General features: G+C 73.0%; 13 protein-coding genes and 1 tRNA gene. 7 read left to right on the top strand and 7 right to left on the bottom strand.

Features of this window, described 5'->3' with window-relative positions:
- Positions 1-81 precede the first annotated feature (81 nt).
- From ABZ851_RS22990 to ABZ851_RS22975, 4 genes are all read left to right on the top strand, one after another.
- Positions 82-834 carry a molybdopterin-dependent oxidoreductase gene (locus tag ABZ851_RS22990; RefSeq protein WP_361130609.1) on the top strand — a complete coding sequence of 251 codons (753 nt, stop codon included), beginning with the start codon at positions 82-84 and terminating at the stop codon, positions 832-834.
- Entirely contained in the window at positions 818-1555 is a 738-nt protein-coding gene (locus tag ABZ851_RS22985; RefSeq protein WP_361130606.1) for a cytochrome b/b6 domain-containing protein, read from the top strand. The genes ABZ851_RS22990 and ABZ851_RS22985 overlap by 17 nt, the downstream gene beginning before the upstream one ends.
- 97 nt (positions 1556-1652) lie before the next feature.
- Complete coding sequence (locus ABZ851_RS22980) at positions 1653-2306, top strand: helix-turn-helix domain-containing protein (RefSeq protein ID WP_361130603.1); 654 nt, start codon at positions 1653-1655, stop codon at positions 2304-2306.
- The gene (locus ABZ851_RS22975; RefSeq protein WP_361130600.1) at positions 2303-3607 is read left to right on the top strand and encodes an MFS transporter; all 1305 of its coding nucleotides are present in this window, start codon (positions 2303-2305) and stop codon (positions 3605-3607) included. The genes ABZ851_RS22980 and ABZ851_RS22975 overlap by 4 nt, the downstream gene beginning before the upstream one ends.
- A gap of 88 nt (positions 3608-3695) precedes the next feature.
- Here the strand turns inward: ABZ851_RS22975 and ABZ851_RS22970 are convergent, their stop codons facing one another.
- The 3 genes from ABZ851_RS22970 to ABZ851_RS22960 all read right to left on the bottom strand — a co-directional run bounded on the left by ABZ851_RS22970 (position 3696) and on the right by ABZ851_RS22960 (position 6162).
- Positions 3696-4832, bottom strand: coding sequence for a HAMP domain-containing sensor histidine kinase (locus ABZ851_RS22970; RefSeq protein ID WP_361130597.1), 1137 nt, complete (start codon positions 4830-4832; stop codon positions 3696-3698).
- The gene (locus ABZ851_RS22965; protein ID WP_361130594.1) at positions 4829-5626 is read right to left on the bottom strand and encodes a response regulator transcription factor; all 798 of its coding nucleotides are present in this window, start codon (positions 5624-5626) and stop codon (positions 4829-4831) included. Before ABZ851_RS22965 ends, ABZ851_RS22970 begins: the two co-directional genes overlap by 4 nt.
- A 134-nt stretch (positions 5627-5760) precedes the next feature.
- Positions 5761-6162 carry a (2Fe-2S) ferredoxin domain-containing protein gene (locus ABZ851_RS22960; RefSeq protein WP_361130591.1) on the bottom strand — a complete coding sequence of 134 codons (402 nt, stop codon included), beginning with the start codon at positions 6160-6162 and terminating at the stop codon, positions 5761-5763.
- Between the two features lie 88 nt (positions 6163-6250).
- Here ABZ851_RS22960 and ABZ851_RS22955 point away from each other — a divergent pair, with 88 nt between their 5' ends.
- Together ABZ851_RS22955 and ABZ851_RS22950 are read left to right on the top strand one after the other, a co-directional pair.
- Positions 6251-7708 carry a cytochrome P450 gene (locus ABZ851_RS22955; protein ID WP_361130588.1) on the top strand — a complete coding sequence of 486 codons (1458 nt, stop codon included), beginning with the start codon at positions 6251-6253 and terminating at the stop codon, positions 7706-7708.
- Positions 7709-8120: 412 nt separating this feature from the next.
- Positions 8121-9740 (top strand): ABC-F family ATP-binding cassette domain-containing protein, encoded by a 1620-nt coding sequence (locus ABZ851_RS22950; RefSeq protein ID WP_361130721.1) that lies wholly within the window; start codon positions 8121-8123, stop codon positions 9738-9740.
- Positions 9741-9803: 63 nt separating this feature from the next.
- Here ABZ851_RS22950 and ABZ851_RS22945 read toward each other — a convergent pair whose 3' ends face one another.
- From ABZ851_RS22945 to ABZ851_RS22930, 4 genes are all read right to left on the bottom strand, one after another.
- Positions 9804-10253: an NUDIX domain-containing protein gene (locus tag ABZ851_RS22945; protein WP_361130585.1), complete on the bottom strand. Its 450-nt coding sequence runs from the start codon at positions 10251-10253 to the stop codon at positions 9804-9806.
- A gap of 20 nt (positions 10254-10273) precedes the next feature.
- Entirely contained in the window at positions 10274-10948 is a 675-nt protein-coding gene (locus ABZ851_RS22940; protein ID WP_361130582.1) for an HAD family hydrolase, read from the bottom strand.
- Between the two features lie 144 nt (positions 10949-11092).
- Positions 11093-12034, bottom strand: a complete 942-nt coding sequence (locus ABZ851_RS22935; RefSeq protein WP_361130579.1) for a pseudouridine synthase — start codon at positions 12032-12034, stop codon at positions 11093-11095.
- Positions 12035-12127: 93 nt separating this feature from the next.
- Positions 12128-12215: transfer RNA gene (locus ABZ851_RS22930), tRNA-Leu, on the bottom strand.
- A gap of 307 nt (positions 12216-12522) precedes the next feature.
- Here ABZ851_RS22930 and ABZ851_RS22925 point away from each other — a divergent pair.
- On the top strand, positions 12523-13848 hold the full coding sequence (locus tag ABZ851_RS22925; protein ID WP_361130576.1) for a M20/M25/M40 family metallo-hydrolase: 1326 nt from the start codon (positions 12523-12525) through the stop codon (positions 13846-13848).
- The last annotated feature ends 76 nt before the right edge of the window (positions 13849-13924 follow it).

Here is a 13924-nt window from a genome sequence, read left to right as displayed (position 1 = left end):
CCCGGCGGCGCTGATGACGAAAGTCTGACGCCGGGGCCGGGACGCCGGCCCCGGCGCCCGCGGCGGGTTCACAATCGAAGGGTGACCAAGGACGCGAAGAGGCCCCGCCCGGCGGGCGGCGGCGAGGACGGGCAGGGCGCCCCCGTGGGCCGCCGCGTGGTGCTCGGCATACTCGCCGCCGGTGCCGCCGGCGTCGCCGCCGCCCCCTTCCTGCAGAGCGCCTACGACAACACCCTCGGGGCCGCCGCACAGCAGGACCCCACCGGCCTGACCGGCCTGCTCCCGGGCGGCGGCGGCTTCCGCTACTACTCCGTGACCGGCTCCGTACCGGCCAAGGACGCCCGTACCTACCGCCTGACCATCGACGGCCTGGTCCGCCACCGGACCACCCTGAGCCTCGCCGGTCTGCGCCGGCTGCCGCAGACCCGGCTCGTCCGCGATGTCCAGTGCGTCACCGGCTGGCGGGTGCCCGCCACCCCCTTCGAGGGCGTCCGCCTCTCCGCCCTCCTCGACGCCGCGGGCGTCCGCCCCGAGGCCAAGGCCGTCCGCTTCACCTGCTTCGACGGCACCTACAGCGAATCCCTCACCCTCGAACAGGCCCGCCGCGACGACGTCCTGGTCGCCCTGCGGATGCAGGACAAGCCGCTCGCCCACGCCCACGGCGGCCCGGTGCGCCTCTATGTCGGGCCCATGTACTTCTACAAGTCGGCGAAGTGGCTTTCCGGGATCACCGTCACCGACCACGTCCGGCCCGGCTACTGGGAGAACCTCGGATATGACATCGACGCCTGGGTCGGCCGGTCGAACGGACGCGACGATGCCCCGACCACCTGAGAGCCGGTCCGGGACCGCCTCGGCGCGCCCCCGCGTCCCGCGCTTCACCCCCGCCGAACGCCGGGTGCACCGCGCCACCGCCACCCTGATGGCCGTCTGCGTCCTCACCGCGGGCTGCCTCTACCTCCCCTTTCTCGCCGAACTCGTCGGCCGCCGCCACCTGATGGTCACCGTCCACGAGTGGTCCGGCATCCTGCTGCCCGTCCCCCTGCTGCTGGGCCTCGGCTCCCGCGCCCTGCGCGCCGACCTCACCCGCCTCAACCGTTACGGCCCGCACGACCGCCAGTGGCTGCGCGCCGCACTGCGCCGCCGAGGGGGCCGCCCGGCCGGCAAGTTCAACGCCGGGCAGAAGCTCTACGCCGCCTGGATCGCCGGTGCGGTCCTGGTGATGCTCGGCACCGGTCTGCTGATGTGGTTCACCTTCCCCCAAGCTCTCGGCTTCGCTCGAGCAGGGGGGACCCCCATCGCGCCCCTGTTGTGGCGCACCGGCGCCACCTTCGTCCACGACTGGCTCGCGCTCGCCGTGGTCATCGTGATCGCCGGCCATGTCGGGAAGGCGTACGGCGACCCCGAGTCACGCCGCGGCCTGCGCACCGGCTCCGTCGACGCGCAATGGGCGCGGCGCGAGCATCCGTTGTGGGTGCAGGGGGAGGAGAGGGACGGGGGTGACGGCGCGGAAGCGGGGCAGAGCGCAAACGGGGACTCCGAGGACAGGTCCTAGCTTCCTTCCAACGGTGTGGCCGGTTCCCGCCCGTTGCCGAGACTTCTCTGCAGAGATCTCTGTGCAGAGAAGTCTCTGCAACTCTAGGCTGCCGTCCATGCCTGACGCCTCCACACCACCGCACCCGTCCCGGCCGACGCCGACGCCGACGCCGACGCCGCCCGCCACGCCCCCGACCCGCCGGATGGACGCCCGCAGTCTGCGCGGGGTCGCCCACCCCTTGCGGCTGCGCATCCTGGAGCTGCTACGGCTCGACGGTCCGGACACCGCCACCGGCCTCGGGCGCCGTCTGGGCGAGAACACCGGTACGGTCAGCTGGCATCTGCGGCACCTCGCCGAACACGGCTTCATCGAGGAGGAGACCGGCCGCGGCACCAAGCGCGAACGCTGGTGGCGGGCGGTCCGGGTCGCCCACCGGCTCGACACCACCGAATTCCGCGACGATCCGGACACCCGGGGCGCGCTGGAGCTCTATGTGCACGAAATCGTCCAGCAGCACTTCAACCGGGTCGTCAGCTACCTCACCGAGGACTGGGCCCCGGAATGGCGGGACGCCGGCACCCTCTCCCAGTGGCACGACCTGCGCCTGACGCCCGCACAACTCGCCTCATTGAACGCGGAGTTGGAGCAGGTAGTCGTACGGCACCGGGTGGCGGCGCAGAGCGGATCCGGCGAGGAAGCCCCCGAGGAGCGGCGGCCCGTCGTCGTCCAGTTGCAGGCCTTCCCGCGCAAGGAGCGTCACGAGCGATGAGCGGACTGCTGCGCCGCCATCGTGACTTCCGGCTGCTGTGGTGCGGTGAGACGGCGGGGAAGTTCGGGGCGGCCGTCACCAGCGTGGCGATGCCGCTGGTCGCGGTGTCCACCCTGCACGCCTCCACCTTCGCGGTCGGGCTGCTCAGCGCCTGCGGCTGGCTGCCCTGGCTGCTCATCGGTCTCCCGGTGGGCGTCTGGGTGGACCGGACGCGCCGTCGGCCCCTGATGCTGGGCGCCGCCGGCCTGTCATTGGTGCTGTTCGCCGCCGTACCGCTCCTCGCCCGGTACGGCGGGCTCAGCCTCGGCTTACTGATCGCCGTGGCCCTGCTGGCCGGGGCCGCGGCGGTGGTCTTCCAGACCGCCTACAGTGCCTACCTCCCCGGCCTGCTCGCACCGGCCGACCAGGCCGAGGGCAACGCCAAGCTGCACGGCAGCGCCTCGGCGGCGCAGATCGCCGGACAGGGGGCGGGTGGCTCCCTCGCCCAACTGGCCGGCGCCGTCAACGCGTTGTCCGCCCAGGCCGCCACCTTCCTCATCTCCCTGCTGTGCCTGCTCCGCATGCGGCACCGCGAGCCACGCCCGGACCCCCGCGACCGCGCCGCACGGCCCCTGTTCGCGGACATCGCCGAGGGGCTGCGGCTGGTCACCGGCGATGTATGGCTCCGCACCCTGACGCTCTTCGGCGCCGCCTCCAATCTCGCGCTCATGGGGTACCAGTCGATCGCGGCGGTCTTCCTGGTCCGCGAGGTCGGTCTGCCGCCCGGCGCGGTCGGCGGGCTGCTGGCGTCGGCCAGTACGGGCGGGATCGCGGGCGCCTTCCTGGCGCGCCGGGCCGCCGACCGGTTCGGTACGGCCCGCGCCATGCTCCTGTGCGAACTGGGCCTGTCCGGCACCGCGTTGCTCATCCCCCTCGCCGCCCATGGCACCGGGGCGCTGCTCTACGTCGCGGGCAGCTTCGGCGTCAGTGCGGGTGTGGTGGGCGGGAACACCCTCAAGGCGGGCTTCCAGCAGCGCTACTGCCCGCCGGCCCTGCTCGGCCGGCTGATCGCCGGCAGCTCCTTCCTCAACTACGGCACGCTGCCCCTGGGCGCACTGCTCGGCGGCGTGCTCGGCTCCGCCCTCGGCCTCCGCACGGCCATGTGGATCATGACCGCCGGGGTGCCGCTGGCCGCCCTGATCCTGCTCTTCTCGCCGGTCGGGGCCGTCCGCGACTTGCCGGTGCGCCGGACGGGGGACGAGGGCCGGGAGGAGCACGGCCCGGATCCGGCGGACCGGGACGGAGCGGCGGCACGGCGCTGAGACGCGCCAGGCACACCCGTACGCCCACGCCGACGGAGGACCGGCCGCACGCGCGCCACAACCGCCCGCGGCCCCGTCCGCCGCCCGCCTACGCCTCCACCGGCACGTCCGCCGACGGCAGTTCGACCTCGAAGCGGCAGCCCGCCCCGGTGTTCCGTACCGTCGCCCGGCCCTCGTGGGCCTCCACGATCCCGCGGACGATCGCCAGGCCCAGCCCGGCGCCGCCCTTGCCGTCCGCGCGCGGGGTGCGGGCCGCGCCGCCGCGCCAGCCGGTGTCGAAGACCCGTGCCAGATCCTCCGGCGGGATGCCCCCGCAGCCGTCCTCGACCGCGAGGATCACCCGGCCCTCCTCGTGCCGTGCGCTGACCGCCACGGTGCCGTCCGCCGGCGTCGCACGGATCGCGTTGACCAGCAGATTGCCCAGGACACGGGTGATCTGCTGGGCGTCCACCCGTACCGGCAGCGGTGCCACCCCGCCGTCCACCAGCCGCACCCCGCCGGCCCGGGCCAGCGGCCCGGCCCCGGCGAGGGCGTCGTCCACCAGGTCGTACACCGATACCCGCGACAGTGTCAGGGCCAGCGCCCCGGCCTGGATACGGGAGAGTTCGAAGAGGTCGTCGACCATGGCGGCCAGCCGGTCGACCTCGACCCGCATCCGTGCGTGGTAGCGCGCGGTGTCCTCGGCGACCCCGTCCTCCAGCGCCTCGGCCATCGCCCGCAGCCCGGCGAGCGGGGTGCGCAGGTCGTGCGAGATCCCGGCGATCAGATCGCGCCGGGAGGCATCCAGCGCCCGCTCCCGTTCCCGTGCCGCGGCGAGCCGCCCGCTGGTCTCCTCCAAAGCCCGGGACAGCGCGGCCAGCTCCGCGGTGGGCGGCTCGGCGGGCGCCACGAAGCCGCCCTCGCTGCCGACCGTACGGGCCGAGCGTGCCAGCTCCCGGCTGCCCGCCGCGATCCGGCGTCCGAAGAGCAGCGCGGCCGCCAGCGACACCACCCCGGAGACGGCCACCACGGCCATCACCACGCCCAGGTCGTGCCCGGACAGGAACATCGCCTGGGCGACCGCCACCGTGCCCGCCGCCATCGCGGCCACCGCCAGCACCGCCACCGCGAACAGCGACAGCGCGACCGAGCGCCGCCGCAGCACCCGTACCGCGGGCGCGGCGAGCAGGCCCGCCAGCGCCGCGCCCAGCGCCGCCAGCGCCACGATGACCAGAAAGTCCGTCATGAGCGCGGATCGCCTCCCGGCAGCGGTCCGGGCTCCGGCGGGGGCTCGTCCTCCACGGGGTCGAAGCGGTAGCCCGCGCCCCAGACCGTCGTCACCAGCCGTGGCGCGGCCGGATCCGCCTCGATCTTCTCGCGCAGCCGCCGCACATGCACGGTCACCGTGGACAGATCCCCGAACTCCCAGCCCCAGACCCGGGCCAGCAGCTCCTCCCGGGAGAAGACCTGCCCGGGGTGGCGCATCAGGAAGACGAGGAGGTCGAACTCGCGGGCGGTGAGGGAGAGTTCCCGTCCACCGCGATCGGCGCGCCGGCCGCCGGGGTCGGCACGGAGGTCCCCGGCACACAGGACGGCCGAGGGCGCCGCGGCCGGCGGCGCGGACTCCGCACGGCGCAGCACCGAGCCGATCCGCAGCACCAGCTCGCGCGGGCTGAAGGGCTTGGTCACATAGTCGTCCGCGCCCAGCTCCAGCCCCAGGATGCGGTCCGCCTCCTCGCCCCGGGCCGTCAGCATCACCACCGGGACCGCCGGACCGTCGTCGGAGCGGCGCAGCCGGCGGCACACCTCCAGCCCGTCGAGGCCGGGCAGCATCAGGTCGAGCACCACGAGATGCGGGCGGAACTCCGCGGCCCGGTCGAGGGCGGCGAAACCGTCGGCGGCGTGCCGGGTGGTGTAGCCGGCGCGGGAGAGATAGCCGGTGACGACCTCCGCGACGGTCGGATCGTCCTCGACGACCAGGACACGGCGCGGCGGCCCGTGCAGCGGGACGGGCGGGGAGGGCGGCGTTGCGCGGTGCACGGGCTCAGCGTGCCCTTCTGGAGAGAGACGTCATGGGGCCAGCCAACACCAGCGCGCGCGGTGGCGGGCGGGCAGGCCTGCTGTCGTAAGACTCCGGTAACCCATGGCCGGTATCAGCCCCGCGCCCTGGCGCCTCAGCCCTCCAGCCCCTCCCGTACCCGTCGCGACACCGTGATCGCATAGAGGTCGAGCACGCCCGGCGGTTCGGCCAGACCGGGCCCGCCGGCCCGGATCCACGCGGCGATGTCGGCCAGCGCGTCGTCGTCGTTGACCAGCCCCAGCCACACGGGGCGCCCGCCGGCCGCCCGGCCCGCGGGCGACGGCTGGACCACGACCACATTCGCCTGGTCACAGACGTCCAGACACTCCGAGGCCCGCACCGGCGCCGCGCCGTCGAGCGCCGCGCGCAACCGCGGTATCTGCCCGGCGTGGTCCACACCCGGGATCTTGGCCGCATCGCCGCAGCAGCAGCCCCGGCACACGGTGATCCGGCACGGGGCCGCGGTGGCTGCCCGTCCGGCACGCTTGTCGATCATCCGGCTCATGCTACGGCCGGTGCCGCGGCCCCGATGCGGGAGGGCCGGGCGGGGGTAGGAACCCGGTTGCGCGGGATAGACATCCGGCATGCCCCTCACAGACCCCCAGCCCCGCCCCCATCACGGCCCTCGCCCCGGCCCCGCACCGGAGAGCGAGATACCCGGCCCGGCCGGTCTCCCCGTGCTCGGCTCGATGCTCGACCTGCGGCGCGACTCCCTCACCACCTTCGTCAATGCGCGGCGGACGCACGGCGACGTGGTGCGGCTGGTGGCCGGCCCGCCCGGTCTGCGCAGCGTGTTCCATGCGGTCTTCGCGCCCGAAGGCGTACAGCAGATCCTCGCCTCCCAGGCCGCCAACTTCCGTAAGGACCACCCGCTCTACGAGGAGGTCCGGCAGGCCTTCGGCAACGGCCTGCTCACCAGCCAGGACTCCGACTACCTCAGACAGCGGCGGCTGGTGCAGCCGCTGTTCACCAAACGCCGGGTCGACAGCTACGCCGCGGCGATCACGACCGAGGCCGGCACCCTCGCCGAGCGCTGGCGCACCGCCGGGGGCCACACCCTCGACCTGGTCCCCGAGATGAACCGGCTGGCGCTGCGCACCGTCGCCCGGATCCTGTTCGGCCTGGACGCGGCGGCGGCCGAGGACGCCTTCCACCGGTGTGCCCCGGTCATCAACGCCTATGTCGTCCGGCGCGCCTACGTACCCGTGAAGGTCCCGCGGGAGTGGCCCACCCCGGCGAACCTGCGGGCCCGGGCCGCGACCGACGAGCTGAACGCCCTCTGCGACCGCATCATCGCGGACCGGCGGGCGGCGCGCGGGGCGGCCACCAAGGCGGGGGACGAGGCGGACGGGAGGGGCGCGGGGGACGACCTGCTGTCCCTGCTGGCCGCCGCCGGCAACGACGAGGACGGTTCCCTCGACGCGACCGAGGTCCGCGAACAGGTCCTGATCTTCCTGCTGGCGGGGCACGAAACCACCGCGACCTCCCTCGCGTTCACCCTCCACCTCCTCGCCCGGCACCCCGAGGAGCAGCACAGAGTGCGCGAGGAGATCGACCGGGTGCTGGGCGGGCGCGCCCCCACGGCCGCCGACCTGGACCGTCTGCCGTATCTGACCCAGGCGCTGAAGGAGTCCATGCGCCTGTATCCGGCGGCACCGGTCATCAGCCGCCGGGCCGTGGCGGCCACGGAGATCGGCGGATACCGCATCCCGGCCGGTGCCGATGTGGTCGTCGCGCCCTGGGTCACCCACCGCAGCCCGGAGCTGTGGGAGGACCCGGAACGCTTCGATCCGCGGCGCTTCGCACCCGAACGGGAGGCGGAGCGGCACCGCTACGCCTGGTTCCCGTTCGGCGGCGGGCCGCGCGCCTGCATCGGGCAGCACTTCTCGATGCTGGAGTCCGTGCTGGCGCTGGCCGTGCTGCTGCGGACGTACGAATTCGAAGCCGTGGACCAGGAGGTGCCGGTCGCCGCCGGGATCACCCTCCAGGCCACCGGCCCGGCCCGGGTGCGCCTGCGCCCGCGCGACGGAGCCGGGGAGTAAGGGAGCAGGGGACCGAGATCCGGGGACGCCGCACGCACAGCGGAAAGCGACGCGCATGCCGGAACGCGAGCGCAACCATCAAGGCAACCGCAACCGCAATCCCAACAGCAAACGCAACGGAAATAGCGTTTGTGTTTCGGCGGCGTCCCCCGTATCGTCCATCCCGGTCCCATTGCCGCCGATCGGAGAAGGCCGTTGCTCGTCTGAGGTCCTGAGGCACCGCGCCCGCGACGGTGATCCGCCCTGCGCTTCCGGTATCCGGAGCGGCGGTTCATGCCTCGCGCGGCCCGTCCGCGACCTCGGCGTACGTACGGCGTACCCGACGCACCCGGCGTTTTGACGACGCGCCGACGGTGCGGTGTCTCCCAGCGCATTCCCCACACCCCTTCGCGCCCAGGAGACCCCTGTGTCCATGCCACCCACCTCCGCGTCCTCCGCGGCCATCGTCTGCACCGGCCTCGGCTTCAGCTGGCCCGACGGCAGCCCCGTCCTGGAAAATCTCCCGCTGGCCGTCGGCCCCGGCCGTACGGGCCTCATCGGTTCCAACGGGGCCGGAAAGTCCACCCTGTTGAAGCTGATCGCGGGCGAACTTTCCCCGACCGCCGGCAGCGTCAAGGTGGCCGGCGAGGTCGGCTACCTCCCGCAGCACGCCCCGCTCGACACGCACCTGAAGGTCGACGAAGCGCTCGGCATCGCCGCCGCGCGCGCCGCCCTGCACGCCATCGAGGGCGGCGACCCGAGCGAGGAGCACTTCACCGCCATCGGCGACGACTGGGACGTCGAGGAACGCGCCCGCGCCACCCTCGACCAGCTCGGGCTGCCCGGCCTCGACCTCGACCGCACCATCGGCGAGGTGTCCGGCGGTGAGGGTGTCCTGCTGCGGCTGGCGGCCCTGCTGCTGCGCCGGCCGGACGTCCTGCTGCTCGACGAGCCCACCAACAACCTCGACGGACCGGCCCGGCAGCGGCTCCACGACGCGGTCACCGGCTGGTCCGGCGTCCTCGTCGTGGTCAGCCACGACCGTGAACTCCTCGAACTCGTCGACCGGATCGCCGACCTCCGCGACGGGGAGGTCCACTGGTACGGCGGCAACTTCAGCGCCTACGAACACGCCCTGGCCGTCGAACAGGAAGCAGCCGAGCGGACGGTGCGGGCCGCCGAGGCCGACGTCCAGCGCCAGAAGCGCGAACTGGCCGACGCCCAGATCAAATTGGCCCGCCGGGCCCGCTACGGCAACAAGATGAACGCCCACAAGCGCGAGCCGAAGATCGTCATGAACGAGCGCAAGAGGGAGGCCCAGGTATCCGCGGGCAAGCACCGCATCCTGCACACCGAACGCCTCAAGGAGGCCCGGGAACGCCTGGACGAGGCGGCCGAGGCGGTCCGGGAGGACGACGAGATCCGTATCGACCTGCCGCACACCGCCGTGCCGCCGGGCCGCACGGTGCTCACCCTGCACGCCCTGCGCACCCGTTTCGGCGCCCGTGCCGAGCTGGAGGTGCGCGGCCCCGAACGCATCGCGCTGACCGGCCGCAACGGCTCCGGCAAGACCACCCTGCTGCGGACCCTCGCCGGGGAGATCCCCCCGCAGGAGGGTGTCGCACAGACCCATGTCCCCTTCCGCTTCCTGCCGCAGCGGCTGGACGTCCTCGACCCCGCGCTGACCGTGGCCGAGAACGTCGCCCGCTTCGCCCCGGACGCCACCAACAACCGCATCCGGGCCCGGCTCGCCCGCTTCCTGTTCAAGGGCGCACGGGCCGACCAGCAGGCCGGCACGCTCTCCGGCGGCGAACGCTTCCGCGCCTCGCTCGCCGCGCTGATGCTGGCCGAACCGGCCCCGCAGCTGCTGATGCTCGACGAGCCGACCAACAACCTCGACCTCGCCTCGGTCCGCCGGCTGGTCACGGCCCTGGAGTCCTACGAGGGCGCGCTCCTCGTCGTCAGCCACGACCCGGCGTTCCTGAGGGACATCGGCATCACGCGCCGGCTCGCCCTGGAGGACGGTGAACTGACCGACATCGCACCGCAGTAGACGGAACGGGGCGGGACGGGGAAGACGCCCCCGCCCCGCCCCCATCGGCGGCCCCGTCCCGCGTCAGTCCCGCGCCCGGCCGGCCCGCCGGGCACCGGGCCCCGCGCCGAACAGCTCCAGAGCCGCCCCGCACTGCGAATGCAGCGGCACCGGCAGCTCATGGGGAGCGCACCAGGCGAGCGCATCGAACTTGTGCGGCTCGCCGATCGTCACCCCGGCCGGCGCCACCCGTACGGCGAAGACCACCGCGACCCAGTGCGAGTCGACCGGGTCACCGCGCAGCACATTGCGCACCCCGATCTGCTCGATGCCGAGCGGCCGCACGCCGTACTCCTCCTGCACCTCCCGTGCCACGGCCGTCTCGAAGGACTCACCGAACTCCAGCGCCCCGGCACCGCAGTCCCACGTCCCCGGCTCATCCCTGGCCCCCGCGCTCCGCCGGGCCAGCAACACCCGACCGGCGCCGTCATGGCACACGAAGACACAGGACACCCCGGGCCTTGCCACCGTCATCTCTCCCACCTTTCTCAGATTCAGAAGTGCCGCAGCAGGTCACCGAACGCCGGCAGCCGCAGCACTTTCTCGTCGGCGGGGTCGAGCTCCCCGTGCTCCAAAACCCAGGTGTGGTCGTGCGGGATGAACACCGCGTTCAGGCCCGCGGAACGGGCCGGCAGGATGTCCGACCTGGGGGAGTTCCCGATCATCCATGCCGAGCCCGGCTCCAGGCCGTAGGAGCGAGTCAGCTCCTCATAGGTGGCGGTGTTCTTCTCCGCCACGATGTGGACGCCGCGGAAGTGCCGGGTCAGCCCGGAGGCCGTGATCTTCCGCTGCTGCTCCTCGGTGTCGCCCTTCGTCAGCAGCAGCAGATCGTGCCGCCGGGCGAGTTCGGCCAGGGTCTCGGCGACGCCGGGGATCAGCTCCACGCGGTCCCCGTCGAAGGCCCCGGCCCACCCGGAGATCCGCGCCGCCTCCTCGGCCGTCGCGGCCCGGCCCCGCAGCCGCGCCACGCACTCGCCGAGGCTGTGCAGGAACACCTTGCTGCCGTATCCGAGGGTCACCGCGTTCGCCGCCTCGATCCCGTCGAGCACGGCCCGCACCCCGGCCCGGTCGAGTCCGGGGTGGGTCATCCACTCCAGGAACTCGTCGATGACCCGCTCGAAGACCACGTTGTTCTCCCACAACGTGTCATCCGCATCGAAAATCAGCATGCGCCCGCCAGCCCCTCTCCCGCACCCACTCCACCGACCGGCGCACCTTAGGCACACCCGGCGGCCGACCGCACCGCGAATTCCGTGCGGCTCGTCGTCGGTCCGGACGCGGGATGGTGGCGTCCGCCTCCCGGCCCCCCCCGATCACGCCTCCGGGGCCGGGTCCCACGCCGCCAGCCGCCGCCCGCTCTCGAACCGCCGCGTCCTGCCGTCCACCGGATCGGTGAACTCCAGTACTTTCGCCAGCAGTTGGAGCGGCGCGCTGAAGTCGTCCGGGTCCGGGTCCGCGACCACCGGGTAGACGGGATCGTGGAGGATCGGCAGCCCGAGGCCGTTCATATGGACCCGCAGCTGATGGGTACGGCCGGTCGCGGGCAGCAGCCGGTACCGGCCCAGCCCGCCCCGCCGCTCCACCAGCTCGATCCGGCTCTCCGCGTTGACCGCGCCGGCCTCCTCGCGCGCGGCCATCACGCCGCGCTCCTTCACGATCCGGCTGCGCACGGTCACCGGCAGCGCCACCGCCGCGTCGTACGGCGCCACCGCCTCGTACTCCTTGCGCACCCGCCGCCCGCCGAACAGGCCCTGGTACGCGCCCCGGTCCTCGGGCCGTACGACGAACAGCGCCAGCCCCGCCGTGAGCCGGTCGAGCCGGTGCGCGGGCTGCAGCGCGGGCAGCCCCAGCTCGCGCCGCAGCCGGGCCAGCGCGGTCTCGGTGATGTGCCGCCCGCGCGGCGTCGTGGCGAGGAAGTGCGGTTTGTCGGCGATCACGATCCGCTCGTCGCGGTGGACGACCCGCACCTCGAACGGCACCGGCACCTCCGGCGCGAAGTCCCGGTGGAACCAGACGTACCGTCCGGGCTCGTACGGCTCCGCCCCGCTCAGCGCACCGCCGGTCCCGACGAACCGCCCCGCGCCCAGCATCGCGTCCACCCGCCGCGCCCCGATCGCCCCCTGGAACCGGTCGACCAGATGTTCCCGGACCGTCCCCCACACCCCGTCCGGATCGGCGGGCAGCCGCACCCGTACGGGATCGATACCGTCCCGCTGGGGGAGCGGGGCGGGAGGAACCGGGGATCTGCGTCTCACCCGGCAAGAGAACCCCAGCCGGGCTGACAACGCAAAGCAGGCCAAAAACGCCAGAGGTGCCGGTCGAAGATCGACCGGCACCTCTGTGCGCGATGGTGTCCGAGGGGGGACTTGAACCCCCACGCCCGATAAAGGGCACTAGCACCTCAAGCTAGCGCGTCTGCCATTCCGCCACCCGGACAAGGTGTCTGCCGGTGCGGCCTGGGCCGTTCCGACGTGGAAAACAATAGCAAACGTTCGCGGGTGGTCGATCACCCCTGCATTCGGCCGGAAGCGGGGCTGTGACCAGCGCATGTCGGGAGTATTGCGGCCTTGGGCACAGCGGGCGACAGGTGGAGGATGGCAGTGGACCCCGCCGTGGGCCGTGCTCCGAGGGGTGCGCGACGCGGCCGTGAAGCCAGAGGAGGCACCGTGAGTCAGCTCCGCGAGCGAACCATGGAGAGGTGGGAGCCCCGCGCATGCGGGGCCGGGCGAAGCGAGGGCGCGGCATGAGCGAGTCGCAGTCGGGCCGTGCGGTGACCGGTGAGGACGAGGTCGTCGACCTGTGCCGGGATCTGATCCGGATGGACACCAGTAACTACGGCGACCACTCGGGGCCGGGGGAGCGGGCCGCCGCCGAGTACGTCGCGGAGAAGCTCGCCGAGGTCGGCCTGGAGCCGCAGATCTTCGAGTCCCACAGGGGCCGCGCCTCGACCGTCGCCCGGATCGAGGGCGAGGACCGCTCGCGGCCGGGGCTGCTCATCCACGGGCACACCGATGTGGTGCCGGCCAACGCCGGCGACTGGACCCACCACCCGTTCTCCGGGGAGATCGCCGACGGCTGCGTCTGGGGCCGGGGCGCGGTCGACATGAAGGACATGGACGCGATGACGCTGGCCGTCGTCCGGGACCGGCTGCGCACCGGCCGCAAGCCGCCGCGCGACATCGTGCTGGCGTTCCTCGCGGACGAGGAGGCGGGCGGCACCTACGGCGCGCGCTACCTCGTCGACCACCACCCGCACCTCTTCGAGGGCGTCACGGAGGCGATCAGCGAGGTCGGCGGCTTCTCCTTCACCGTCAACGAGCAGGTGCGGCTCTACCTCATCGAGACGGCCCAGAAGGGCATGCACTGGATGAAGCTGACCGTGGACGGCAACGCCGGTCACGGTTCGATGATCCACAAGGACAACGCGATCACCGAACTGTCCGAAGCGGTCGGCCGGTTGGGCCGGCACGAGTTCCCGGTGCGCGTGACCAAGACGCTGCGCTCCTTCCTCGACCAGCTCGGGGACGCGCTGGGCACCGAGCTCGACCCCGAGGACATGGACGCCACGCTGGCCAAGCTCGGTGGTATCGCCAAGCTGATCGGCGCCTCGCTCAAGAACACCGCCAACCCGACGCAACTGGGCGCCGGCTACAAGGTCAACGTCATCCCGGGGCAGGCCACCGCCCATGTCGACGGCCGTTTCCTGCCGGGCCACGAGGAGGAGTTCCTGGCCGACCTGGACCGGCTCCTGGGCCCGCGGGTGAAGCGGGAGGACGTCCACGCGGACAAGGCGCTGGAGACCACCTTCGACGGTGCGCTGGTCGAGGCGATGCAGTCGGCGCTGCAGGCCGAGGACCCGATCGCGCGCGCCGTGCCGTACATGCTCTCCGCCGGCACGGACGCCAAGTCCTTCGACGATCTCGGGATCCGCGGATTCGGCTTCGCCCCGCTGAAGCTGCCGCCGGAGCTGGACTTCGCAGGGATGTTCCACGGTGTGGACGAGCGGGTGCCGGTGGACGGACTGAAGTTCGGGGTCCGGGTGCTCGACCGGTTCATCGACCAGAGCTGAATTCGGCGCGGATTTCCTGCCTTTCGCGCCGGCTTCGCTGAAAAGGGTGAACGCGCCGATGTGTTCGTAGCTTCAA

Origin of the sequence: Streptomyces sp. NPDC047049 (assembly GCF_040643995.1) — a bacterium.
Lineage (GTDB): Bacteria > Actinomycetota > Actinomycetes > Streptomycetales > Streptomycetaceae > Streptomyces > Streptomyces mooreae.
This window is presented reverse-complemented; position numbering and strand designations above follow the sequence as displayed.